At 66.5% G+C, this 22,971-nt stretch carries 23 protein-coding genes; all 23 read right to left on the bottom strand.

Translation table 11 applies throughout. The features are described 5' to 3' along the window. Window positions 1–39 precede the first annotated feature (39 nt). The 23 genes from ACT6QK_RS00605 to ACT6QK_RS00495 all read right to left on the bottom strand — a co-directional run bounded on the left by ACT6QK_RS00605 (window position 40) and on the right by ACT6QK_RS00495 (window position 22,733). Window positions 40–3,195 carry a beta strand repeat-containing protein gene (locus ACT6QK_RS00605; protein WP_444595881.1) on the bottom strand — a complete coding sequence of 1,052 codons (3,156 nt, stop codon included), beginning with the start codon at window positions 3,193–3,195 and terminating at the stop codon, window positions 40–42. Beyond that, entirely contained in the window at window positions 3,195–3,488 is a 294-nt protein-coding gene (locus ACT6QK_RS00600) for a hypothetical protein (RefSeq protein ID WP_444595880.1), read from the bottom strand. The genes ACT6QK_RS00605 and ACT6QK_RS00600 overlap by 1 nt, the downstream gene beginning before the upstream one ends. Next, window positions 3,485–7,231 (bottom strand): hypothetical protein, encoded by a 3,747-nt coding sequence (locus ACT6QK_RS00595; RefSeq protein WP_444595879.1) that lies wholly within the window; start codon window positions 7,229–7,231, stop codon window positions 3,485–3,487. Before ACT6QK_RS00595 ends, ACT6QK_RS00600 begins: the two co-directional genes overlap by 4 nt. Continuing rightward, on the bottom strand, window positions 7,224–7,679 hold the full coding sequence (locus ACT6QK_RS00590) for a DUF6950 family protein (protein ID WP_444595878.1): 456 nt from the start codon (window positions 7,677–7,679) through the stop codon (window positions 7,224–7,226). Before ACT6QK_RS00590 ends, ACT6QK_RS00595 begins: the two co-directional genes overlap by 8 nt. Before the next feature lie 8 nt (window positions 7,680–7,687). Continuing rightward, window positions 7,688–8,344 carry a hypothetical protein gene (locus ACT6QK_RS00585; protein ID WP_444595877.1) on the bottom strand — a complete coding sequence of 219 codons (657 nt, stop codon included), beginning with the start codon at window positions 8,342–8,344 and terminating at the stop codon, window positions 7,688–7,690. Window positions 8,345–8,349: 5 nt separating this feature from the next. Continuing rightward, window positions 8,350–8,952 (bottom strand): hypothetical protein, encoded by a 603-nt coding sequence (locus tag ACT6QK_RS00580; RefSeq protein ID WP_444595876.1) that lies wholly within the window; start codon window positions 8,950–8,952, stop codon window positions 8,350–8,352. Between the two features lie 12 nt (window positions 8,953–8,964). After that, the gene (locus tag ACT6QK_RS00575; protein WP_444595875.1) at window positions 8,965–11,646 is read right to left on the bottom strand and encodes a tape measure protein; all 2,682 of its coding nucleotides are present in this window, start codon (window positions 11,644–11,646) and stop codon (window positions 8,965–8,967) included. A 72-nt stretch (window positions 11,647–11,718) separates the two neighbouring features. After that, window positions 11,719–11,973, bottom strand: coding sequence for a hypothetical protein (locus ACT6QK_RS00570; RefSeq protein ID WP_444595874.1), 255 nt, complete (start codon window positions 11,971–11,973; stop codon window positions 11,719–11,721). 161 nt (window positions 11,974–12,134) lie between these two features. Next, complete coding sequence (locus ACT6QK_RS00565) at window positions 12,135–12,596, bottom strand: gene transfer agent family protein (RefSeq protein ID WP_444595873.1); 462 nt, start codon at window positions 12,594–12,596, stop codon at window positions 12,135–12,137. Beyond that, window positions 12,593–13,030, bottom strand: coding sequence for a phage tail tube protein (locus ACT6QK_RS00560; protein ID WP_444595872.1), 438 nt, complete (start codon window positions 13,028–13,030; stop codon window positions 12,593–12,595). Before ACT6QK_RS00560 ends, ACT6QK_RS00565 begins: the two co-directional genes overlap by 4 nt. A 64-nt stretch (window positions 13,031–13,094) precedes the next feature. Next, on the bottom strand, window positions 13,095–13,517 hold the full coding sequence (locus ACT6QK_RS00555) for a DUF3168 domain-containing protein (RefSeq protein ID WP_444595871.1): 423 nt from the start codon (window positions 13,515–13,517) through the stop codon (window positions 13,095–13,097). After that, on the bottom strand, window positions 13,514–13,933 hold the full coding sequence (locus tag ACT6QK_RS00550; protein WP_444595870.1) for an HK97 gp10 family phage protein: 420 nt from the start codon (window positions 13,931–13,933) through the stop codon (window positions 13,514–13,516). The genes ACT6QK_RS00555 and ACT6QK_RS00550 overlap by 4 nt, the downstream gene beginning before the upstream one ends. Then, a complete protein-coding gene (locus tag ACT6QK_RS00545) occupies window positions 13,926–14,291 on the bottom strand; it encodes a phage head completion protein (RefSeq protein WP_444595869.1) in 366 nt (121 codons plus the stop codon). Before ACT6QK_RS00545 ends, ACT6QK_RS00550 begins: the two co-directional genes overlap by 8 nt. Next, complete coding sequence (locus tag ACT6QK_RS00540; protein ID WP_444595868.1) at window positions 14,278–14,481, bottom strand: hypothetical protein; 204 nt, start codon at window positions 14,479–14,481, stop codon at window positions 14,278–14,280. The genes ACT6QK_RS00545 and ACT6QK_RS00540 overlap by 14 nt, the downstream gene beginning before the upstream one ends. Continuing rightward, a complete protein-coding gene (locus tag ACT6QK_RS00535; protein WP_444595867.1) occupies window positions 14,481–14,765 on the bottom strand; it encodes a head-tail connector protein in 285 nt (94 codons plus the stop codon). The genes ACT6QK_RS00540 and ACT6QK_RS00535 overlap by 1 nt, the downstream gene beginning before the upstream one ends. A gap of 3 nt (window positions 14,766–14,768) precedes the next feature. After that, entirely contained in the window at window positions 14,769–15,053 is a 285-nt protein-coding gene (locus ACT6QK_RS00530; protein WP_444595866.1) for a hypothetical protein, read from the bottom strand. Between the two features lie 70 nt (window positions 15,054–15,123). Next, complete coding sequence (locus tag ACT6QK_RS00525) at window positions 15,124–16,431, bottom strand: phage major capsid protein (protein WP_444595865.1); 1,308 nt, start codon at window positions 16,429–16,431, stop codon at window positions 15,124–15,126. Window positions 16,432–16,446: 15 nt separating this feature from the next. Next, window positions 16,447–17,385, bottom strand: coding sequence for a S49 family peptidase (locus ACT6QK_RS00520; protein ID WP_444595864.1), 939 nt, complete (start codon window positions 17,383–17,385; stop codon window positions 16,447–16,449). Beyond that, window positions 17,385–18,635 carry a phage portal protein gene (locus tag ACT6QK_RS00515; protein ID WP_444595863.1) on the bottom strand — a complete coding sequence of 417 codons (1,251 nt, stop codon included), beginning with the start codon at window positions 18,633–18,635 and terminating at the stop codon, window positions 17,385–17,387. The genes ACT6QK_RS00520 and ACT6QK_RS00515 overlap by 1 nt, the downstream gene beginning before the upstream one ends. Window positions 18,636–18,670: 35 nt before the next feature. Then, a complete protein-coding gene (locus ACT6QK_RS00510) occupies window positions 18,671–20,371 on the bottom strand; it encodes a terminase large subunit (protein WP_444595862.1) in 1,701 nt (566 codons plus the stop codon). 1 nt (window position 20,372) lies between these two features. Further along, window positions 20,373–21,005, bottom strand: coding sequence for a P27 family phage terminase small subunit (locus ACT6QK_RS00505; protein WP_444595861.1), 633 nt, complete (start codon window positions 21,003–21,005; stop codon window positions 20,373–20,375). Between the two features lie 247 nt (window positions 21,006–21,252). Continuing rightward, window positions 21,253–21,621: a hypothetical protein gene (locus ACT6QK_RS00500; RefSeq protein ID WP_444595860.1), complete on the bottom strand. Its 369-nt coding sequence runs from the start codon at window positions 21,619–21,621 to the stop codon at window positions 21,253–21,255. 104 nt (window positions 21,622–21,725) lie between these two features. Beyond that, entirely contained in the window at window positions 21,726–22,733 is a 1,008-nt protein-coding gene (locus ACT6QK_RS00495; protein ID WP_444595859.1) for a hypothetical protein, read from the bottom strand. Between the last annotated feature and the right edge of the window lie 238 nt (window positions 22,734–22,971).

The raw sequence follows: 22,971 nt of genomic DNA, 5'->3' as shown, positions 1-22,971 counted from the left end.
CCTTGGTTGGGGGGGGTGGTTACGCGAGCCGCGAAGGGCTCAGGCGTTGGGCTTGTTCGAAAACACCGTGCCGCTGACGGTCCAGGTGGCCACGGTGAGGCCGGTCGTGACGTTGAAGAGCGTCACGGTGCAGTTGGCGGTGGCGCGGTAGGCGCCCCAGGACTGCATGTCCACGTTGAGATCGACCGTATCGCCGTTGACGAAAGTGCCGGAGACGGTCCCGCTCGGGTTGCCGATCCATTCGATGCCGCCGAGGCTGCTGCCGTTCTTGATTAGGTAGAGCCCGGCGGCGTTCATCTGGCCGTTGCCGCCCTGCGACGAGATGCTGGCCCGCAGGGTGATGGTCTGGTTGATGCCGGAAATGGCGCGGGAGCCGGCGGTGCGGCCGTCGTAGTTCGATGTGGTGGTGAAGCTCGAACCGCTCCAGCTGATGCTGTCGGGCGTGTAGTCGGCCGGGGCCGTGCTGCCGTCCGTGTCCACGTCCCAGGAGATGGTGAAGGTGTCGATGGGCGTGGTGGTCGAGACGCTGTCGTTATAGACCGAGACGGTGCAGCCGCCGGTGCGGCGTCCGGCGGCGGCCGACACGACGTAGCCTCCGAAGAAGAAGGATTGGCCGTTCGTCGCCGTCCATGTGATCTGATTGTTGAGGGCGATGCCCGTGCTTCCGATGTTCCCGGAGCCGCTCCGATAGAGCTGGAGTTCCGTATACATCGTGTTCGCGGGGTGACCCGAGAAGGCCGTGATCTTGGCCCTCAGGTTGATGGTCTGGTTGATGCCGGAGATGGTCTTGTAGGCCCCGCCGTCGGTCGCGAAGGTCAGTCCGTCTTCCGTCGTCGGACCCATGGAGACATTGCCCCAGTTGACCGCGTCGGGGACGTAGTCGGCTGGGGCGGTCGAGTTGTCGCTGTCCACGGTATGGGTGAAGGTGATCGATCCCATCGACGCGCCCGTGGTGACGTTCGTCAGGGCGACGGTGACCGATCCGCTCTTGGTCCCGCTGTCGGTGTTGGCGTCGGTGTTGATGCCGATGGCCTGGCCGTTGGTGAAGGTCTTTTCGACCGATTGCCCCACGGTCCAGCCTAGCTTGAAGTCGTAGGTGCCGTTGTTATTCCACATGTAGAGGCCGCGCAGGTTCGTCGCGATGTTACCCGTGACGGCGGTGATCGTGGCCCGAATGGTGATCGTGGTGTTGATGCCGCTGACCGTCTTGTAGCCGGTCGAGAGGTTCTGATACTCGCTCGCGGTCGAGCCGCTGACGTTGGTCCAGGTGATCGCGTCCGGGGTCGCATCGACATAGGTCGAGTTGTCGCTGTCCACGGTGATCGAGTTGGACCAGGTCGAGATGACGTCGCCGTTGGACTGATCGGTCAGGGTCAGGGTGAACGACCCACTGCGCGTCCCGTCCCCGGTGCTGGCATCGGCATAGACGCCCACCACGTCGCCGTTGGCGACGCTGATTTCAACCGTGCGGCCATTGGCCCAGGACGCGACCGGCGTCGGCGTGCCGTTCTTGTAGAGGTAGAGGCCGTTGGTCACGACGTTGCCGGTCAGGCCGGTCATCGTCAGGCGGATCGTGCGCGGACTACCGGACACGATGCCGGAGATGGTCCGGTCCGGAATGGCCGTGCCGAAATACTCGGCGGTCGAGGACCGCACCTGGTTCGCCGTCGTCCACTTCGCGATCCGGTTATAGTCGTCGTCGGTGTCGATGTTGAACGTGTAGGTGCTGGTCGAGACCGTCGGTGTCCCCGCCGCCGTTCGGTTCGACACCGTGATCGTGTAGGAGCCCGACTGGGCGCCCTGGAAAGTCTGGGCGTCAGTCCAGACGCGAAGGGTGTCCCCTGCCGCCACCGTCACCTCGACGTAGCTGGTGGTCGAACCGAAGATGGTCAAGTTGCCGACAGGCGACCCGTTCTTCTCCACATACATGCCGATGGCGCTGAGATTGCCGGTGAAGCCGCTCGGGGCGATCCGGAGAACGACGGGGATCGTCGGTCCGGCGATGGTCTGGGTGGGGATGTCTCCGAAACCGAAATAGTTGGACGTCGTGGTCGCCGTGCGGTTGGGCCAGGTCCAGGCGGTCACGCTGTTCGAGTAGGCCGCGACGACGTGGCTGAAGGTGATGTTGGCCGAATAGCCGAAGGCGCCGTTGGCGTCGGTCACCTTCGCTCGCCAGACGGCCGACTTCGTGGAGCCGGCGGCCTGGGCGGCGCTGGTGGTGGAGAAGGTCAGCCCATCGGTCGCCCCGTTGGCCGCCACGTCGGTCGATCCGCTCAAGCGCTCCCAGAGGATGGTGTAGGGCGCAACGCCGCCGACGACGTTGATCGTCACCGTCGGCGTCGTCGTGGTTACTGACGCGGCCCCGCCGCCGCTCACTGATCGTTCCGTCGCGTTCTGACCCACTTGGACCGGTGAGGGGCCTCCCGAGCCGGGGGACGGGAAGTGGGTGACGTCCACGACCGTGAAGCGGGTTTGCCCCTTTGTGCTGAAGGTCAGAGACACCGCGGAGTTGGCCCCGGTCCGGTAGCTGGCGGCCTTCCCCTGGCCGAAGAACAGGGTGCTGGACCCGTCCATTCGGCCGCCCATAGCCTCGTAGTAGTCCTCGCAGGTGGTGAAGGGGTAGTTGGCGTCCCACGCCAGATCGTCGGTGTATCGCTCCTGCATCAAGCCCGGCGTGGACTGGACAAGCGCCCAGCGGCGACCCGAGGGCGGAGTGGCGGACGCAAGGTCTTCCATACCCCCGCCCGAATAGGCGAAGTCGATGCCCGGGCGCAGGACCGTGTAGTCCCCCACGACGATGAAGGGCCACGCGGCCAGGTCGAAGGTGAGGTTGCCGAGATCATCCCACGACCGCATCACGGCCGCCGTGCTTTCCTTCAGGGACTGCGACGGGATGTCGAAGCTCCACCAGTTCACGGTGGGCTGAGACGACGACTGCGCCTTCAGGTAGAAGGTCGTGTTCGAGCCCGAGCGCACGGTGTTGTAGATCGTGGTCAGGGCGCTGGCCTCCAGGGCCAGCACCGGATAGGCGCCGGACACGGTGACGCTGCCCGTCCACACAGGAAGAAGCCCGCCGCCTGACCCGCCGGAGAGGGTCACCTGACCGTAGTTTGACAGGCCCATCGAGTAGCCGCCGATGTTCGTCAGCTGCAGCTTTCCGTCGGGCTTCCAGACCCGGAATGCGCTCTCACCCATCAGCCGGCCGCCAGTCCGTAGACGATGCGATGCGACACGGCCGCGCCCCCTTGGAAGCTCCACACCAGTCGGCGACCGCTGTAGTCGAAGGTCAGATGCGGCGGCGCGCTCGACCCGCCCGAGATCGGCAGCACTGCGATGATCATCGGCAGGGCCGCGTCGAACATCGGGTCGTAGTAGGAGCCGTCGGCGGTCCCCGTATCGATGGCGGCCGTCATCAGCACGGTCGAACTGTCGGGGCCGAGCTTCAGGTTGCCCGCCGTGTCGTAGATCCAGAAGCCCTGCTGACTCATGCGATCACGCCGAACTCGACGGCCTTCTGACCGTTCGCGTGATAGACCTTCCAGGTGCCGCTGGAGAACTCGGTGCGCGCGCCGGACGACGACGACGGCATCAGGCGGAACTTGTCCGTCCTGATGTCGAAGGTGGTGGTCGCTCCATTGTTGGTGGAGGTGTAGCCGGTGATGTAGCCGTTGACGTCGGACTGGATGCCAAAGATCGCCTTGGACCGATTGTTGGCCTCGCTCGCGATGCTCTGGGCCGTCGTGATGCGCGTGTCGAACCCATCGACCTGGACCTGCAGAGCGGCGACGACAGAGGCTCCTGCCTTCAGATTCAGGCCGTCGGTGTAGGCGTTGATGATCTGGGTGAACCGGGCCGACAGCGAGGCCTGTCCGCCGCGTGCGTTGGCGATCTCAGACTGGACCGACGACATGGCGCTGGCCGACGCATATTGGTTTGGCAGGTCAGCCAGGGTCGTGGTGTGGTTCGACACCGTCGAGGCCAGCGATCCATAGTTCATGTCGAGGCTGTCGATCCGCGACACCTGCGTCGCCAGGGCGCTGGTGCTGGCCTTCAGAGCCAGCCCATCCGTCGTCGCCGTTCGCATGGCCGACAGCTGTGCGTTCAGGTTCGCCGAGCCGTTGCGGGCGGCCTGAACCTCGGCCTTCAGAGTGTTGTATTCCCAGAGGTCGACCTTCAGCGCGTCGCCATCGACCAGGATTTGATAAAGCTGGTTGAAGCGGCCGTTCAGCGAACCGGTCCCGCCTCTTCCGGCGACTACTTCAGCCTGCAGGGCGTTGAAGTCGGTGGCGCTGGCCTTCAGAGCCAGGCCGTCCGTGGTCGCCGTCCGCATGGTCTGCAGCTGGGCGTTCAGGTTCGCCGATCCGTTGCGGGCGGCCGTCAGTTCGCTCTGGATATTGCTGACGGCGCTGGCCGACCCGTATTGGTTCGGCAGATCGGCGAGGGTTGTCGTGTGGTTCGCCACCGTCGAGGACAGGGCACCGACCGTGCCGTTCAGGCTGTCGATCCGCGAGACCTGGAAGTTGAAGTCCGACGTGCTGACCTTCCCGGCCAGGCCGTCTGCCGTCGTCGTCCGCATGGTCTGCAACTGGGCGTTCAGGTTCGCCGAGCCGTTCCGCGCCGCGACGACTTCAGACTGCAGAGCCGTGAAGGCCGACGCCGCCGTATATTGCGACGGCAGGTTGGCCAGGGTCGTCGTGTGGTTGGCCACCGTCGAGGACAGAGACCCATAGTTGAGGTCCAGGCTGTCGATCCGGGAGACCTGCGTCGCCAGCGCCGAGGTGCTGACCTTCCCGGCGAGACCGTCCGTGGTCGCCGTCCGCATCACCTGCAGCTGGGCGTTCAGGTTGGCCGAGCCGTTGCGGGCCGCGTTGATCTCGCTCTGGAGGCTGTTGACCGTCGCCGCCGACGCATACTGGTTCGGGAAGTCGACAACCGTCGTCTCCAGCAAGCCCACGCGGGTCGAGACGTTGTCGATCCGGTTGATCTGGAAGTTCAGCTGCGCCGTGCTGGCCTTGCCGTCCACGACCGTGATCAGCGCGTTCAGACCCGATTGAATGCCGTCGGCCTTGTCGTCCACCGCGTCGATGGCGTTCTGGAGCGAACCCTGGGCGCTATTGAAATCGGCCTCGGCCTGCTCAATCGCCGCCTGCAAGGTCGATTGCGCATCCGCGATGTTCTGGTTCGCGGCGTCAATCGCAGCGGTGAAGTCGATCTGCGCTTGCGCCAGGGCGTCCTGCGCCGCCTGGATCGCGGCGTTCAGGGCTGCAGTGGCCTCTGTGACCTTGTCGGTGACGATCCCTTCCACAACGGCGGGATCGATTTCGACCGGAAAGGACATGCCCGGCGTCGTCACCGGCCCGCTCAGCAGCCGCTCCGACAGGCCCTCGTTCGCCGTCCGATACTGGATCGATAGATAGACCTTGGCCCCCGGCTGAATCCCGTTGATGGCCACGGACCCGGTGACCGCCCGGCCCTCATAGGCGGGCGACCACGCCAGCAACTCCGGCTCTTCCACATCCTCGATCGGCAGGGGCGGATCGCCCTCGGCCGGAGCCCATTCGATCACCACGACCTCGGCGCGCGGGTTGTCGGGCGTCACCTCCACATCAATGATGGGAATCTGGACGCCGTCCTCGCCCGGCAGGCGGGGGATGATGACCACTTCTTCTTCCGTGGGCGGGTTCAGAACCGGCCGCGCCGATAGCGACGGTGTCGGCGGCGGGCTGGCCGTCCGGCCCAGCGCCCAATCCACCTTGCCTTCGGTCTCCGAAACGAAGGTCAGCCAGACCGTGTCCGTGGCGGGGTCGTAGTCCCGCGTCAGGCACAGCATGGTCATGCCGTCCAGCAACAGGCCGGGTTCGTCGATGTCGAACGCCTCGCCGGGTTCGATGTCCCGGCAATAGGGCTTCAGGGGCCAGCGACCGCCGATTCCCTCGCGCGTGTGCGCCAGATCCAGCGCCGCCAGTTCGGCCGCCTGTTTCGCGGACGGCACATAGGGATAGTCGCGCGCGTCGGACGCCTCGCGGCCGTCTTCGTCCAGATAGACCGATGACGACACCGGCCCTGCCGGGACCAGCTGCCAGCCGTGGGCCTCGCTCAGATAGCGCGGCGTGATCGTGTTCAGTCGGTTCAGGACATTGGCGGCCGTGTCGAGTTCGATGGCCCCGGCGGTGTCGCCCGCCCGGATCGTCATGACCGGCACCTTGGCCACACCGCGCGTCACGCACGACACCAGTCCGGCCCGACGGCTGATGACCGCCCCCGCCGACTGGAGCATGGCCGCACGGACCTCGCTCTTGTTCTGGTCGGATCGCGGATAGGCGGCGATTTTCCAGTCGTTGGCGTCGGCCACGTTGGCCGCCTCGATATAGGCCGCCCAGTCGATCCCGGCCGAAGACACGCCCAGGCCGCCGACGACCTTGCCGTTTTCGCGCAGGCCCAGGCACCAGTTCAGGTCGGCGATGGCGCCGTTCTTGATCGTCGGCCAGGTCGTGCGGTCATTCAGCCGCACCGGCCCGTCGCCGCCGGGATAGGTGCTGTCAAACCGGGGGTCGTAACCGGCGATCCCCTCCATCACCGTCAGGGGGTCGGGCTCGCCCTGTTCGAAGGCCGAGAACTTGGAGTCCCGTCTCAGCGTCCAGTGGAAGGCCGCCTTGCCCGACAGCTTGTGCTGCCACGTCCATTCCGGCAGGGACCAGCCGCCCAGGCTGGAGGGCGAGGACAGGGCGAAGACCTCCGGCTGCTGGCCCAGTTGGCGCCGCATCCACATCTTTTCGCCCTTGTAGGGCGCGCTGGTCGCGGTCTGTGTGGGGTCCGCCGGCCAGGTATCGCCCGCCCATGTGACCGCCTCCTTGTCGGCGGTGAAGTCCAGGAAGCCGCCGATGGGTCCGGCTCCGGACAGGATGGTGACGATCCCCTTGTATTCGGTGTCCTTGCCGTAGGTGTTTTTGTAGACGAGGTTTCCGCCCGCCCCGATCCGCTCCCCGATGGCGAAGGGAATGCCCGCGTTCGGATCGGCCACCCACTCACCCGGAGCCGTTGACCCGACACCGGGCTTGGCCAGGACGCCCGCGATGGCGCTCATGGCCACCGACCCGGCGACGTTCACCGCGATCACGGCGGCCGTCTGGGCCAGGGTGGCGTTCCCGGCCGCGACGGCGGCGCCCGCCTTGATGATATAGGCCGAGGCAGCCTTGACGACGGCCCATGCGGCGGCGGCCATCTCAGCCATGGGCGACGCCTCCGGTCAGGGGGGCGACGCGCCAGGCGACATGCGGCAGGGTAAGGTCGGGCGAACCGACGCCGCACACCCCGTCCGGCCCAAACGCCAGGGTCCGGCGCGCGCCGGCCGAATGCACGACCGACAGACTGAACCGGAACGCTCCGCTGTCCCGACCCGGACCCGCCACGATGTCGCCGGGCCATGTCATGGCCGGGGCCACGCGAACCAGATTCGTCGCGTCCATCGCCTCGACCAGATCGGCAAAGCCCAGATCACGCAGGGCCTTGGCCGCCGCCAGTTCCGAGCGATAACTCAACCCCTTCAGCAGGGGCGTGGCTACCCCCAGCGACCGCATCGAATGGGCGGCCAGCCGGACGCAATCGCGCGACCGCCAGTCCAGGGCCTTGCCCTCGAACCGGGCCTTGCAGGCGCGAAGGGCGCGCTCGCGCCGGACCATCTCCGGCTTCACGCCAGCACCGTCAGATCGGAGCCGCTGAAGCCGCCGCCGTTGCCGGTTCCCCCGAACCCGCCGCCGCCATAGCTGACGGCGGGCTTTCTCAGCCGCCAATAGTCTTTCTCGGCCACGCCCGTGACGTGGTCCATGCCGAGTTCGCCGGGCCAGCAGGCCTTGTGGAACGCCGGGCTCAGCCGCCGTTCATCGTTCGGCTCCAGCGCCCGCGCCTCTTCGGTAATCAGCTCCAGGCGCACCGCACGGCGGCTCTCGTCGGCCACCACGACGCCGTAGTTCAGTTCGCCGCGAAACAGCGTCTCGACCCCAAGCGTCGCGCCCGTCGCCGTGTCCACCGCGCCCTGTCGGATCAGCACGGGCGAGCCCTGCGCTTTCGGGCTGACCAGCATCGCGAGGGCCGCGTCATCAGCCGTCAGCAGGATCAGGCTCGCGGACGACGCCTGTGTATCCATGCCGTCCGACAGGGTTCCGACACTATCCAGCGTCCCGAACCGCGCGTCGCGGCCGGTGAAGGCCTCGCCGTCGATAAGGGCCTGACCGCCGTTCAGAAGACGCACGACATAGGTTTCGCCGCCCACGTCCGGCAGTTCCATCCGCACGGCCGTGAACGTCCGCGCCGGCCCCGCCAGCGCGTTCTTCAGAGCGACATCCATGAACTCTACTCCCGCTCTTCCAGCCGGAATGCGAAGCCCGTCAGCACCCGCTCGCCGAACTGGCGAAGGCGGGGCGCCGAGATCATTTCGGTGAAGCCTTCGATCACCGGGTCTTTCAGGATCACGGCGGCGTTGTTCGCCGGGCTTCGCCGGATCATGGGCCAGATCGGCAGAGCGACCAGACCGCCGACCGGGACCGTCACGGGCGCGGTCACCTCATAGAGGTAGTGCTGACCGGCGATGACCAGGTTCAGCTTTTTGTTCTTCCGGATCAGGACGCCGGGCTCCAGACCCTTCAGGCCGATCGTCGTCCCCGCCTGACCTGCGCCATTGACCTGAACCGTCGCGCCATAGGTCGGGGTATCGTCGGCTTCGATCACCTTCATCACCACGGGCGTCAGCCGCCCGCGACGGATGTCGGTTTCCAGATCCCCGCCACAGGCGCTGGCGTCCATGGTCGGCGTCGTCACCGTCACGGCCCAGCGGTCGCCCGTCCGGCCCATCGGCTGGATCGGCCCGCCCCAGGCGGGGCGCAGGACGCCGCCGGCCGCGACTTCCGCGAACTCATATTCGGCCTGCCGAGGCAGGACCGGGAGAAGGATCGCCATGTCGCCCCCGACCTATCGCCGCGTCCGCAGCTGCGCCCGGCGGTTGCTCACCGCCTGCGCCGCTGCCACGTCCCCGACCGCCCCGGCTCGCGCCATCTCCGCCATCGGCTGGGCCGTGTCGGCTGCCAACTGGACGAAGCTGTCGCGGTCCGGAACCACGATCACCCGATGCTCGACAACGCCGCCGCGAACCAGATTCGCGCCCTGACCCGACGCGGCCTGGGCGGCGGTCACGACCCGACCGCTGACGCCCGGCACGAAGTATTCGCTGTTCGGCGTGTTCTCATTGATCCGGTAGGCGCGGCCCGCCGTCACCGGCCCACCCGACGCCCGCCCGCCGCCGAAGACGGCCTTGACCCCCTTGGCGATGGACCCCAGCAGGTTCCCGCCCTCGCCGGTGCCGATCTGCTTGAACACCGTCGTCAGCAGGTCTTCCAGGCCGTTGAAGGCGGCGTCGCGGAACTTCTGACCCGCCGCCGAGGCCCAGTCGTCCGCCGCCAGCACATCCACGAAGTGGCGCGCCGCGACCCGCGAGGCGTCTTCGATCTGGTCGGCGGCCTCGCGCCCGTCCCGCGCGCCGTCCACCCGCATCTGTTCGGCGACGGCCAGCCCTGCGCCCGCCAGCCCGAACCGCTCGACATATTCAGCGATACGCTGGCGAAGCTCGGCTTCGCGCTCCAGCTTCTTGATGGTCGCCGGGTCGCCCTGGACGCGGGCGAGGTCCAGTTCAAGGTCATACTGACGCTGCGTCCAGTCCAGCGCCCGGCGCTTCAGGTCGGCCTCGAGTTCCGACCACTCGCGGCGCCGTTCGGCCAGCCGCTCCCGATCCTCTTCGATGTCCTTGGCCTGGTTTTCCGCCGCGACCATCTGCAGCGCGCGCATGGCCGCATCGGAATATCCGGCCTCGCGATAGCGTTCGGTCAGTTCGACCAGACGCTGCCGCTCCTCCTCCATTTCGATGGCGCGCTTGTCGCCCGTGGCACGCGCGGCGGCCATCCGCTCTTCCAGGTCCAGCCGAGCGCGAAGGTCGGCGATGCGGTCAGCGCTTCCCTTGCCGCCGCCCGAGCCCGCGTCAGTCGTCGCAGCGCCGCCGGCGGCCAGCGACCGAGGATTCTCGATCTCCTCCATTGCGCCTTTGAGGCGTTCATAGGCTTGGATAGCGGTATCGGCCTCGGCCCTCGCCCGACCCGCTAGCGTGATTGCGGCGCGGGCATTGGAACTCGCCCCTGCGGCAAGCGCAGCCGTGGCGTTGGTCGGATTGCGGAACGAGGCTTGCCGCGCGGCACCGGAATCCTCGATCGCGTTGTCGGCTCTCTGGCGAGCCGATACAGCCTCATCGATCTGCCTTTGCGCCTCGACCTTGGCGTCATTGATGCGCGCGAGGGTGACCGCGCGCAGCGCCGCAGCCTTCTTTTCAAGTTCGGCCCGCTCCTCTTTCGATGCGTCGCGGGCAGACAGGACGGCCTTCCTGTAGTCCTCAAGCGCGTTGTCGGCCTTGCCAACTACCTGATCCAGAGCCCGCGCGGCGACAGCAGTCGTGTTGTATCGGCTAGCGAGCAAATAGAGGCCCGCCGCCAAAGCCGCCACCAGCGTCACGACCAGACCGACCGGGTTTGCGGCCATGGCCATGTTCAGCGCCACCTGCGCCCGTGTCGCGCCCGTCATACTCGCCGTCATGGCAATGTTGAACCCGGTCAGGCGCGCGGCTGAAATGCCTGCGGCAATCTGCCCGGCGGCCGCTTGGGAGAGCGACAGGACGTAGGCTCCGCCGATGACAGCAGCGAGCGTGGTGACGATGGGGACGACGGTGTCCAGGTTCTGGGCCAGAGCATCAATCGCACCGGCAACCCGCTGCGACGCCGAAAGGCTGGCGTCGGTTTGGCCGATGTATCGACCGAACGCATTGTCCAGAGACTGGAGCGCTTGGCCGATAGTTTTCGGTAGGTCGGCCGCACGTTTTTCGATCTCCGGAAGCCCCTTCATCAGGGCGGCGAAGAACTCCTGCGACGTAACCTTGCCGTCGCGGACCGCCTTCGCCATTGCGTTGACGTTCCCGGCGTATTTTGCCGATCCAGCCGCCGCCGCCTGCAATATGATCGGGGTGCCCTCTAGAAGGCTGTTCAGTTCTTCGGCCCGAACAATGCCGCCACCCAGCGCCTGCCCCAGCTGCAACAGGGGACCGGAAGCCGCTTGGGCCGAGACGCCCTGAACACGCAGCGCGGCCGAGACCCCATCCGTCAACCGAATGATTTGTTCGTCGGTCGCCCCGAGCGACTTTTTCGACAGAGCCGCACGTTGATACAGTTGCGCGACGGCATCAACGGCAACCCCGTTGCGCTCCGCCGCCGCATAGAGAGCGTTTTCCACGCGCGCCAGCGCTTCGCCCTCAAGACCGGCCGCCTTCAACCTGTTCTGCAGCCCGGTATAGGCGTCGGCATATTTGGTCACCTGCGCCGCCGTGAAGAGCCCGGCGAGGATGCCGGACAGGCCCGCGACTTCCCTCCGGAAAGCGTCACCGACCGGCTGGAACATCGTGCGAGACATGGCCGTCGTGTCGCGCTTGATGGCCGTCAACGCCTTCCGCGTCTCGGCCTGCGAGCCGTAGATCGAACGGTTGATTTTCTTCATCTGGGCGTCGAACTGGGCGGCGTTCGCCTCGACCCTGACGAGCAACCTCTCGATTTCGTCGGACATGTGCAGCCCCCAAAGAAAAAGGGCCGCCGAAGCGACCCCAACCACGTCCAGATAGAGCAGCGCTCTATCACCTCATTCGAACAGGCTTTCCGGCAAGCATGTGATCGACCCGTAGCCGGTCGCCTCATTATAGGTGCCCGCCGCCGTGGCGCTGCGCTTTCGGTCTTCCCGGCGGCCTTCACATTCAGCCTTCGTGAGATTGCCGGCGAGCACCAACTCATCGTTGCCGACAGCATGCACCAGCCTGTAGCGCTCCGCCTTGCTCGACGGAGGGGGCCCGCAAGACCCGATCAAAACCGCCGCCGCCGCGATAACTAAACCACGCATCGATCTCTCCCGATTCAGCGCGCGAGCCTGTCACGCGCCGCCGGAAGTTCCAAGATCGGCCTCTCGCGCGGCCTGGGCGATCCGCCGGAACTCGTCATCGCTGACGGCGCCCGACTTGTCTTCGATGCCCTGCGCGTGTCGCCAGCCCCGATGGGCCGCCATCAGCTGCCAGAGGGAGGACCGCCCGACGTCTTCTGGCGAGAAGCCGATTTGTGCCCCGGCCGCGTAGAGGCTGCCGAACCGGATTTTTCGGCGCGGGAGGGGCCTTTCGCCCGCGCCGTCACTCCCCCCGGCGGCTGATCCCGGTCTTCCTCCGGCGCGCCCACGATAGACGCCCCGAGGACGTTCAAGGCCAGGGTTTTCAGATCCAGCAGATAGCCTTCGGCGGCATACCGATTGACCAGCGCCAGGGCCATGACGGGCTCGATTCCCCCGCGCACCAGGCCGATGCGCAGGGTCTCCCGGATGTCCCTGACCCGCCACCGGCCTTCGCTGATCCGCTGATAGAGTTCCTCCGGCCCGGCGTCGCATTTCTCGTCCAGTTCCTCCAGCCCGGCGATGTCCAGGCGGAAGGTATAGACGCCGTCGCCGAACGGGGCCGTGACCCTGGCGCTTCGGCTCACGGGGTGTCGTCCGTGATTTCCGGATCGTCAGCCTGGACGAGGGTGATCGACGCCGTGGCGAACTCTTTGCTCTGGCCGGTCACCGTGAACTCCGAGACGATGTATTGGCCCGCCACGCGCCACACGCCGGCCTGCCGCACCCGAACGTCCACGATCTTGCCCCGGCGCTGGAGCCAGGCCAGAACCGAGTCTGAGTGCAGTTTGCCGTCACCGCTGATCGTGCTGTCGGTGCTGTCCACACGGCGCACGACCTTGTCCGGCTTCGACGGATCGGTGCAGTTCGGAATCGTCTGTTCCGAGGTGTTCGTGGTCAGGCTCAGAGCGCGCGAGCCGTTGATGATGCAGTCATGGGCGAAGACCTGCGGGTCCGCGTCGTTGCCGATCTGGACGAGGATGGCCTCGCCCGAAACGACATTCACATAAGCGTCCGTCATCGTGACGTCCTTTTCAGTTTTCAGGGTTAGCGATCACCGGCGAACCGGATTCGTTTGCCGGGCCTCAGACCGTCGGCGACAGGGTGTAGCGAACGCGGGCCTTCACTTCGGATGTAGCGCCGTCCAGTCCGGTCATGGTGTCCAGGCCCAGGCCCTTCACGGTGACGACCCGAAACCCCGCGACGGCGAACTTCGCGGTCAGGCAGGCCCAGAGCGCGCCCGCTAGGCGTTTCGCCTCACCCGTCCCGTTCGCCCGCGACCATCCATTGACCTGAACATCGACCTCGACCCCGACCGGGCATGACCCGTCGATGTCCGCCAACTCGAAACGCCCGAGCGTCGTGTAGGGGAAGTCCACGCTCGGCTTTCCGTCCGACGCCGTCGGCGCGCGATCATAGATGCGGACGCCGACAATCCCCGTCAGGTCAGACGACGCGACCTGCGCTGCGATGATCGCCTTATGCAAGGCGTCCAGCGCCTCGATCACAGCCCGGCTTCCTTTCGGATCGCGCGGCGGGCCGCGCCGGCAAGCTTGCGCTTGACCCGCTTCGCGCTGGCGCGAACGACAGGATAGAACGACGGCGACGCCTGAACTTCGGTGCCGTCGGCGGCCATGTGGCCCAGTTCGACCCGCGCCGCCTTCGGTCGCCCTTCCGCATCCTTGGCGTCGGAAATGACCACATAGGAGATGTCGCCCAACCGACCATCCTCGACATGGATATGGTCGCGGACATGCTCGCCGTCGTCCGGCTCAGGATCATAGGGCGCGATCCGACGCATCTGGGCGGCCATGTCCTCCGCCTGCATGAAGGCTTCCTGCCCCACGGCCTTGCGGACGGCGGGCGTCATGCGGCTGAAACGCCGCATCAGGCGCTGCGCACCCTTTGAGTATTCGTCAGTCATCCGCCGCCCCCGACCTCAGCTGGAGGAACAGCCACGCCCCCGACCCATCCATGTCGGCGGGCCCGAAAACGATGGCGAAGGTCTGGTCCGTCTGGCGCGCGTTGACGACGCGGTCGCCCGTGTTCAGGCCCCGCGTCTCGCTGTCGTTCCGGACCCACAGATCCCATGAAGCGTTTCCGGCGATCCGGTCGCCCTGGACGCTCTCCCCGCCCCGCGTCGGCGTCAGGCTGGCCGACCGCTCGACATTGAGGCTCTGCCATTCGAACTGCGCGACACCATGGTCGTCCGGCGCGCCCTCCCGGCGCCGCTCGAACCGCACCTTCTGGCGCAGGTCCGCGCCCGACTTAGGCTGGGGCATTGACCGACGTCCGACGCGGCGGAGCCGCGACAGCGACCGCCCGTTCAGCCTTAATCGCGGCCCGCCCGCATTCGGCCTTCACCCGATAGACCCCGTCGCCTGCTTCGCCGCCGGTCGGGCGATAGTGCAGCGTCACGCGATTATTCCGCGAAGGCGTGTAGTCATGGGCCTGCGTGAACTTCACCCACATCAGCTGACCTCCGGCGAATCCGGTTCGCTGGTCCATCGGCGCAGCGACCACAGCAGTCGATCCGCCGCGTCATCATCGGCAGCCCGCACGGCAGGATCGAACAGCGCGCCGACCTTCAGCATCACGGCGACCGCCACCATCGGCGGCGGGTCGCCTTCCCAAGTGTAGAAGGCACCGATGTCGCCGCTGACCGCCGCGATATAGGCGTCGATCAGGTCGTCATGATCGGCGGTCTCTACGCGCAGATGACGCTTGACGTCATCCCGTTCGGCCAGCGGCTCCATTGGTCAGGCTTTCGGCTGCGCCGCGATCCAGGCCTTGGCGGCGTCTTCGTCCGCCAGGTCCGGGGCCACGACCTTGTCGCCCTGATAGACGGCCCACTTGCCGTCCGTCTCGCGAGCCTCGAACGGGGCCGACGGCGCAGTCTTTTCGCCCTTGACCGCCTTCGCTTTCAGCGGTTCGGCGATCTTACGCTCGACCAGATCGGCTTCGGTTTCGGCATCGAAGCCGGCGACGTCGCCGATGTTGTAAAGTGCCCCCAAGGCATGGGCGGCGATGAACTTCACGGTCATGGTTGACCTCCAGACAGGCGAAAGGGCGACCGTGGCCGCCCTTTCGCAGTTTCAGATTGAGAGAGGGGGCTTAGGCGCCCCAGGTGACCTTCTGGAGCATGGCGAACGCCGCGTCGTGACGCAGGCCCGTGTCATGTTCCTCGATCACGCGGATCAGGGTCTCATCGTTCTGGAACGCAGACCGGGTCACCCCGTCTTCGACATAGGAGGCCTCCGTCGAAGCCGCCAGCGTGACGTTGTAGGTGTCGCCGATCAGGAACTGGGCGAAGTCGCCGAAGTAGATTTCGGACTCGTTCGTGCCGACGCCCAGGTTGTCGGGGACCGACGTCGTCATGCCGATGGGATAGCCATGCAGCACCCCGTTCGCGACCGACGGATAGACGATGTTGCCGTTGCCGTCGCGAAGCTCTTCCAGGAAGGTCTTCACGCGGGGGCTCATGATCCAGCCGCAGTTCGACATCGGGACGTTGGCGTTCAGGACTTTCAGCCGCACCCGACGCAGGTCATCAGACACGGTCGCGAGGGCCTGACCCGCCTGGGCGTCGATCTTGTTGCCCGCCAGCATCAGGGCGATCAGACCCTTCGGCGAGGTCGCGGAACCGGCTCCCCGGATGAACTGCTGATCTTCCTTCACGGCGACGGATTCCAGCAGGTCGTCGCGAACCAGGCTGTCCACACCGATGCCGGAGTGGCGCAGCAGTTCGTTCGTGATGGGAACGATGGCGGCCAGCTTTTTCGCCGCCATGCTGACCTCGCCGAAGGTCGGGTTGGTCGCCGGAATCGGGGCGCGCTCGCCGACATAGGCCGCTTGCGTGGAGCCCGTCTTCTTGCGCATGGTCAGGTTGCCGCTGGCCATCGGCACAGAGCGAGCGCCCAGCTGACGGATGACGACACGCGGGCGCAGCAGTTCGATGAAGTCCCGGCTGTAGGTCTTTTCGACCAGGAAGCCGCCCTTCACGTCCGTGGATTGCTCCATGTTCGCGACGATCTGCCCCATCTCGCTGCCCCAGATGCTTTCGGCATGGGCGGCGGCGGCGCGCTGGTCCATGCCGGCGGCGGCGAGGGACGTCGTGATCCGGGCGAAGGCGATGCCCGGTTCCATTTTCTCGGCCACCCGAGGTTCGGCCTTCGGCGAGGGCTGCCCGCCCGAGGGCGTCAGCGCCGTCACCGGCAGGGCCGACGACGACTTGAGGCGCAGGAGTTCTTCCTCGCGCTTGATCGAGGCCTCCAGTCCGTCGGCCTCCGTCTTGAACGCCTCGAACTGGGCCAGTTCATCGGCGGCCAGATCGCGACCGCCGTCATCGGCGGCTGCCTGCAACAGCCCGTCCATGTTTGCCAGGACGGCCGCCAGGGCTTGCTTGAGCGCGGTGATGCGCATGTTCAGCTCCGTGGGTTAAAGGAGACGCGCGCGACGTTGCGCGACGTCCAGGGAAAGCGCCGCGGCCGTCCGCCGTGGCGTGGCCGGAGACCGACGGACGGCGAGCCGGGACAGGGTCGCTTCGAGGCCGTCAGCCTCGATCCGATCCACCATTCCGGCCGCCTTGGCCTGTTCACCGGTTTTCAGTCCGCCACGCCCGAAGTCAGACTTCACGGTGGCGATGGAGACGCCGCGCCCTTTGGCGACGGCGGCGAAGAAGACGCTTTCGATCTGGTCGAGCATCGGGCGATACGTCGCCCGGCCTTCCTCAGTCGTCAGGTCAGGGCGCTTGTCGGGCGCGTTCGAACTGGTGATGTCCACGCCGCGCTGACCCTGCGCGTCGGGCGCTTCCTGCACCTTGGAAGACATGGCCACGCCGAGCGAGCCGACGACGCCGGTCGGGTCCATGCTGATGCCGCCAGCCGCCGAGGCCGCGATCCAGTAGCCGGCCGAGGCGCATTGTCCCGACACGTGAACGCTGATCGGCTTGGCCGAGGTCGAGATCAGGCGGGCAAACTCGTGGACGCCGGCCACAGCGCCGCCCGGCGTGTCCATGACCAGCAGGATGTGACGGACATTGTCGTTCGCCTGAAGCGCCCTCAAGTCGACAGCCGCCTGATCCAGCGCCGTCGCCCCTGCGCCCGACGGACTGATAAGCGCCGCGCGCGGGAGGATCGGCCCCATGATCGGCAGACAGCCCACGCCGTCGCGCAGGGTGGCGCTGCGCGTCCCCTCGGCCCGCGAGCCCATGACAGCCAGGGCTTCCATATGCCGCTCGGCGTGACCGTCGTCCCGGATCGCGTCCAGGGCGGGGTTCTGGATCATGCGGGCGGCGATGCCCTCAATGGCCTCCAGATAACCGGGAAGGATCGCCCACGGCTGTCCGTGGATCGCCGCAAGAATACGATGGGGCATCAGTCTTCGTCCTCTGGTGCGGGTGCGGGCGTGGGCTTCGGCTGAGATGGCTCGGCGCTTTCAAGGGTCGAACCCGAGCCCATGCGGTATTCATCGCCGCCGTCGCGCTTGTTGCGGTTCTCCATCACCCGCGCCTCGTTCGGGCTCAGGATGCCCTTGTCGATGCCGATGCCGTAGGCTTCGAACCTCGACTTGATGTCGCCCTTCAGCAGGGCCTCGGGCAGGAACTCGAAATAGTGGCCCGGCTCCGCGAAGGCGTGGGTCGCCGCCGCCGCGACACGGCTGTAGTGCGGCGACATCGAGTAGAGAATGAACTCCAGGCTCTGGTGATCGATGTTCGAAAACGTCGCGCGGCTCAGTTCGAACAGCAGGTGCGGCGGCACCCCCCACATCCGCGCCATATCGAGGACGTTGAAGGTCCGGCTTTCGATATGCTGCGACGCCTTGTTGTCGTGCTGCAGGAACTTGACGTCCATTTCCTGATCGACCACGGCGACGTCGCCCGCACTCTTCGTGCCGGAAAAGCGGGCCTTCCAGTCCGCTCGGATTTTCGCCTTGTCCTCCGGCGCGACCTTCCCCTTTGCCGCCAGGACAGTTGAAGGCTGGGCGTTGTTTTCCCAGAACCGCGCCGCGAACCCTGCCGTGGCCACACCTGCATTGATGGCGTCCTGCATGAACTGGACGCGGTCTAGGCCCCCGATCCCATCACGGCTGAACCCCGGCACATACCAGACGTCCGCGCGGGTCAGGCGCTCCCGCGACCCGTCAGGCAGATTGACATCGAAAAACAGTTCGTGGCCGTCAGTGCGATCCCATTGCTGGCTAACCGCCGCGCCGTAAGGGTCCAACCGAGACAGAGCCGTGGTCTGATACAGCGCGTCACGGTGCTGGAATGCCAGAAACTTGCCCGCCAACAGCAGATCGCCCAGCAGGACTTCCTTGAACTGGAAATCCGATTGGATGCCGTTCGGGCGGTCCCGGAACATCTTGTAGAGGGGCGACCCGGTGGCCCGTTCTTTGCCGTCGTCGTCCAGACGGCGGTAGTAGATCATCGGCGTAAGAGCGAAGACGCCCGTCAGGATTTCCAAGGCCCGCCACGCGGCGGGCAGGGTCAGGACCGATTTTTCAGACACGGGCGCTGATCGACCGCCGCGACCTAGCAGCGCCGTAACCGAAAAACCGGTCGGATCGGTCAAGGTGTCACTTGCAGGCTCACTGGCCGATACCGCCGGAGAGGAGGTGTCGGCCATGATCCAGCTACGAAGCGCCGAACGAAAACCCATGTTCAGATCCCCGTATATTCGTGGGTGTCGTCCTCAACCTCGCCTGCGAAGGCCAAGCCGACGGCCATGACGCCGACAACGATCCCGTCGATTTTCTCGCCCGACTTTTTCTTGGCCGGCGCGAAGTTCATGTTCTCGTCGAACCGGACGACCACGTTCCCGGCCATCCACCGCAGCATCGGGTTCCCGCCGTGGTCGAGTTGTTCAGCATAGACCAGGCGTTCAAACTGTTTCGCCGGCTCGCCGAGCGTCGGGATGCCCTGCCGCATCTCGACAAACAGGTCTGGATCAGCCCCCGCCTTTTGAAGGTCGCCGACCAGCTTGCGGGCATTCCACGGGTCGTAGCCGATCAGCTGGACGTCGTAGTCCGACAACGCGTCCTCGATCGCCAACTTGACTGCGTCCTGATCGACGTAGTCGCCGTCAGTCGTCTCCAGGGCGCCGAGGTCGCGGAACTGGTCATATCCAACGCGGTCGTCGCGAACCCGATTCGCGAGCGTCACTTCCGGCACCCAGAACCGGCAGATCAGTTTCCACTTCTCCCCGTCCTCTTCAGGCGGAAACAGCAGGCCCAGCGCCGTGACGTCCTGCGTGGACGACACGTCTAGGGCAATGAAACATTTGCGGCCCAGCAGTTCCGCCGGAAGGCGTCGCCACCCTTCCTTGTCGGCAGCGCAAGCGTCCCAACGCTTGATGTTCAGCCAGCGGACTAGACTGTCCACCCACTGGTTCAGGTGGTAGCGCCGGAAGTGCGCCTCCGCCCTCGGATTGTCCTTCGCCATCGCCGCTTCGCGGCGGAGGAAGGCCACGGTCGGCGACAGGCCTATCGACGGATTGGCCTTCCGCCAGACCTTTTCGTCCTGCCAGTCGTCGTCCGGATCGGCGGCAAACACGACGATCAGCGTCGTCGGGTCGATGATCCGGCCATCCCGAATGGCGAGGCTTTCCTCCCACTGGTCGAAGCCGACCTTCTGATCTTTCAGACCAGCCGTCGAGGCATAGGCCCCCAACGGCTCAAGCCGCGCGCCCGTCCCCTGCCGTAGCGTCGTCTTGAGTTCTAGGCTGACCCATTCGTGGATTTCGTCGCCGAGGATTACCGTCGGCGACCGCCCGTGCTTGCCCTCCGCCTTGCCGGTCAGCAGTTCGAACAGCGCCCTGATCTGGGGCACATAGATCGACTTCTTGAACGACGTGACCTTTCGCGACAGCGACGGCGAAAAGGCGATCATCGCCTTCATCTTGTCGAAGACGATTTTTGCCTGCTTCTCATCGCGCGCGAAGACGAAACCCTGACCGGCGACCGGCCCTTCGAGGATGAAGAACAGCAGGCCCAACGCCGACAGAAACTCGCTCTTGCCGTTCTTGCGCGGCACCCACAGGCGGAGTTCCTGAAACAGCCGGACATGCTCGACGCGCGGCAGGCCGGTGATTTCGTCCAGCACCTCGACCGGGTGTTTCCACCCCATCAAAAGCCGGACGATGATTTCCTGCCAGGTGTTCAACCTGAACGGCTTCCCGGCGAAGCGGTCCTCCGTCAGCCGAAAGACCTTCGGCCAGGTCGCCACCGCCGCATCCGCCTTTGCATGGTCAAACCATGCGTCGGTGACCTGTTCTGATCGCCGCCAGGCGATCAGCGCCCAGTCATAGGTCGGGTCGGCCTCCACCGCCGCCAACCAGGGCGGCAGCGGACCCGCCTCGGCCATGTCAGTTCGGTCGCGGCGGCGGGGCCGAGTTCAATCGGCCCAGCATCCCGATGGGATCATCCTCAGACGCCGGTGGCGGTTCCGCCGGGGCTTCGTCCCCATCACCGCGCGGCGGCGTCTGACCGAATAGCCCGCCGAGGCCAGCGCCCGCCTGTTCCTTGAACAGCGAGTAGCGATCCCGAGGCGTCAGGCCGAACTTTTCGGCCAGTTTGAGCACCACGTCCAAGGCCCGTTCGCGGATGGCGACGGCGGGCCGGGTGCGCTCCATGTAACCGCCCGCGACCGTGGCCACGCGTTGGCTATAGCCCTTCGCCAGAACCTCTTCGTTCGCCGCCACCCACTCGCCGGCATAGACGCAGAACTGCGCGAAAATGAACCGATCCTCTTCGGTCAGGCGGCCGGTGGCGACCAGCGTCGGCGCGAGATCGCGCCAGATGCGCAGGGCCGGAGCCGACCGGGCATCCAGGAAGACCGGCGCCGCCATGGCTTCACCCGACGCGGCCGGAGCCGCCGCCAGCTGTTCGGCCAGCGCCGCCGCCTGTTCCAACTGGCGATCCGTCTTCGACTTCCGCTTGCCCGGATAGCCCCTCGCCTTTTCGTCCGCTGCCGAGGCGGCGCGTCTGCCACGAGCCATGCGCGCCCCCTAAAAAAAACTTCCGCCGATTTCTGCGGAGATGTTCACGGTGTTAGGACGCCGGTCCCGACGCGAAACGTCCTAGAGGTTGACCCACCCCCCCCCCTGGGGGAGGTGGTCCCGGCTGTGACTGCCTTCATCGGCTCCGGTCCATTGCCCGTGCGCCCCGATGTTGACGATTGCTCGCAGGTCAGTCGGATACGCCCTCGGCCGGGGCAGGACGCGTTGGGAATGGGCGCAGGGCAGGTCAGAGGGGCGGCAGGCCGAGGCGGATCGCCAAGGCGTCGAGGGCTGCCTTCCCCTTTCGTTCGATGCGCTGCTTGAAGCCGACGTGGCAGTCGTCACAGCTGCTGATCCAGTAGGTCTTGATCCAGAACACGCCTTCGAACCGGCGGTGCGGGTAGAGGTGGTCAGTCAGGGTCGCGGCCCGATACTCGCCGATCAGCAGGCAGTAGCGACAGAGCGGGTCGTTCCGAACATGACCCTTGGACGCCAAGTCCCACGCCCGGCTGTAACCCCGCTCGCGCGCCGATCCCCGACGCTGGTCGGCTTCCCGGTTCTGCTGCTGTCGTGACTGCTGTGCGGCGGGCCTGAACACGCGGGGCCGGGTCACCATGCCGGACCCTCCAGATACACGAAGCCCGCCTCGACAGATGCCGGGGCGGGCTTTCGACGCAGTTCGTGCCTTGAACCAAAGATGCTGTTATCAGCCCCGCTCTGTCAAGCGTCCCTCGAAACACGATCCACAAGCAGCTTGAGAGCGGCCGTCAGGGCCTTGGCCATCCTGTCCCGCCGCCGGGCTGAGGTGGTGATGCTGGCGATGCTGCGACCCTCGCCAGCGACCAGCCGAAGAGCGTTTAGGCCATCCGCCCCGATCTGGACGCTGACCATGGCTTCCCACTCGCGGACGTTCTGGATCAGCGCCATACGCCGCTGGGTGTAACGCGCTTCCAGAAAGCCGCTCCGAACCGCCCCGGATTGTTCGCCGTCCGGCAGGCTAGACCGAAGCGACGCCGCCGCCATCTCATACCGATCCCTGAACCGCAGGCCGATGGCCAGCAGCCTGTCGCTCTCCAGACGCGCCGCCAGGTCACGCCGCATCTCGCCTTCATCCGAGCGCGGGCGGAACGCCCCGCGTTCATGCAGCAGCTTAAGCCCATCCCTCTCGCGCAACCGACGCCCGACCTGACCACGCTCCCGCTCGACCACGGGCGCGCCCTCATCGGCCCGCAGGGCGTCAAGCGCCTCGGCCTCCCCAAGGCGCAGGCCGTCCTGACGCTTGGCCAGCGCCGCCATCCGTTCCGCCTCGACCTTGTGACGCAGGCCGAACGCCTTGCCCATGTCGGCCCGCGCCGCTTTCCGTTCCGCCGCCGAGGCCCGCTTTGCGCGCCGTTCGGCCGGGGTCGCCGCATCGGCTCCCCTATCGAGAACGGCGCGCGCCGCCGCCTCCAGGGCGTCCGCTTCCTTCAGGGACTTGGCCTGCGCCTTCGTCGGCGCGGCCAGGGTCTGGCCGTCGTTCAGGGTCCGGATGCGGACCCGATCCAGCTTGGCGCGCCGACGGGCGGCCACGTCGCCCTCGCGCCGCAGGGCTTCCCGGTCCAGGCGGGCCTGACCTTCCTCGACCGTCAGGCCCGACGCGACCAGGGCGAGCGCCCGGCGGAACGGCCCGAGGTCCATGGCCAAGCCCTTGGCCACTTCGATCTCTTCTTTCTTGATCTGGATATTCATTTTGAAAAACCGAAGGAGGGGAACGATGGAAGCGAAGGCAGGGCGAACGGACGGACGGACGATGCATGCGTTCACGCGCCTCGCGCCCGCACCACGCCCGCATAGCCGTCAGGTCGGCGGGATTGTCCGCACTGTCCGTTCTGTCCGCCGGGCCAGCGGTGGCGAGGGTTTGCGGGCCGGACATTCGCCGGACGGACGGACAGTCACCGCCCGTTCCGACCGCCCGCGCCCCCTTCCG

Source organism: Brevundimonas sp. (assembly GCF_052436175.1).
Taxonomy (GTDB): Bacteria; Pseudomonadota; Alphaproteobacteria; order Caulobacterales; family Caulobacteraceae; genus Brevundimonas.
Note: the sequence above shows the minus strand (reverse complement) of the source record. Positions and strands in the feature narration are given on the sequence as shown.

Excerpts from the sequence above, each read along its gene's own strand:
- ACT6QK_RS00605 (WP_444595881.1), bottom strand. The coding sequence starts at position 3,195 with ATGGGTGAGAGCGCATTCCGGGTCTGGAAGCCCGACGGAAAGCTGCAG.
- ACT6QK_RS00580 (WP_444595876.1), bottom strand. The coding sequence starts at position 8,952 with ATGGCGATCCTTCTCCCGGTCCTGCCTCGGCAGGCCGAATATGAGTTC.
- ACT6QK_RS00570 (WP_444595874.1), bottom strand. The coding sequence starts at position 11,973 with ATGCGTGGTTTAGTTATCGCGGCGGCGGCGGTTTTGATCGGGTCTTGC.
- ACT6QK_RS00535 (WP_444595867.1), bottom strand. The coding sequence starts at position 14,765 with ATGGAGCCGCTGGCCGAACGGGATGACGTCAAGCGTCATCTGCGCGTA.
- ACT6QK_RS00540 (WP_444595868.1), bottom strand. The coding sequence starts at position 14,481 with ATGTGGGTGAAGTTCACGCAGGCCCATGACTACACGCCTTCGCGGAAT.
- ACT6QK_RS00575 (WP_444595875.1), bottom strand. The coding sequence starts at position 11,646 with ATGTCCGACGAAATCGAGAGGTTGCTCGTCAGGGTCGAGGCGAACGCC.
- ACT6QK_RS00560 (WP_444595872.1), bottom strand. The coding sequence starts at position 13,030 with ATGACGGACGCTTATGTGAATGTCGTTTCGGGCGAGGCCATCCTCGTC.
- ACT6QK_RS00500 (WP_444595860.1), bottom strand. The coding sequence starts at position 21,621 with ATGGTGACCCGGCCCCGCGTGTTCAGGCCCGCCGCACAGCAGTCACGA.
- ACT6QK_RS00515 (WP_444595863.1), bottom strand. The coding sequence starts at position 18,635 with ATGGCCGACACCTCCTCTCCGGCGGTATCGGCCAGTGAGCCTGCAAGT.
- ACT6QK_RS00600 (WP_444595880.1), bottom strand. The coding sequence starts at position 3,488 with ATGAGTCAGCAGGGCTTCTGGATCTACGACACGGCGGGCAACCTGAAG.
- ACT6QK_RS00510 (WP_444595862.1), bottom strand. The coding sequence starts at position 20,371 with ATGGCCGAGGCGGGTCCGCTGCCGCCCTGGTTGGCGGCGGTGGAGGCC.
- ACT6QK_RS00550 (WP_444595870.1), bottom strand. The coding sequence starts at position 13,933 with ATGACTGACGAATACTCAAAGGGTGCGCAGCGCCTGATGCGGCGTTTC.
- ACT6QK_RS00545 (WP_444595869.1), bottom strand. The coding sequence starts at position 14,291 with ATGCCCCAGCCTAAGTCGGGCGCGGACCTGCGCCAGAAGGTGCGGTTC.
- ACT6QK_RS00595 (WP_444595879.1), bottom strand. The coding sequence starts at position 7,231 with ATGGCTGAGATGGCCGCCGCCGCATGGGCCGTCGTCAAGGCTGCCTCG.
- ACT6QK_RS00590 (WP_444595878.1), bottom strand. The coding sequence starts at position 7,679 with ATGGTCCGGCGCGAGCGCGCCCTTCGCGCCTGCAAGGCCCGGTTCGAG.
- ACT6QK_RS00530 (WP_444595866.1), bottom strand. The coding sequence starts at position 15,053 with ATGACCGTGAAGTTCATCGCCGCCCATGCCTTGGGGGCACTTTACAAC.
- ACT6QK_RS00585 (WP_444595877.1), bottom strand. The coding sequence starts at position 8,344 with ATGGATGTCGCTCTGAAGAACGCGCTGGCGGGGCCGGCGCGGACGTTC.
- ACT6QK_RS00505 (WP_444595861.1), bottom strand. The coding sequence starts at position 21,005 with ATGGCTCGTGGCAGACGCGCCGCCTCGGCAGCGGACGAAAAGGCGAGG.
- ACT6QK_RS00520 (WP_444595864.1), bottom strand. The coding sequence starts at position 17,385 with ATGCCCCATCGTATTCTTGCGGCGATCCACGGACAGCCGTGGGCGATC.
- ACT6QK_RS00495 (WP_444595859.1), bottom strand. The coding sequence starts at position 22,733 with ATGAATATCCAGATCAAGAAAGAAGAGATCGAAGTGGCCAAGGGCTTG.
- ACT6QK_RS00525 (WP_444595865.1), bottom strand. The coding sequence starts at position 16,431 with ATGCGCATCACCGCGCTCAAGCAAGCCCTGGCGGCCGTCCTGGCAAAC.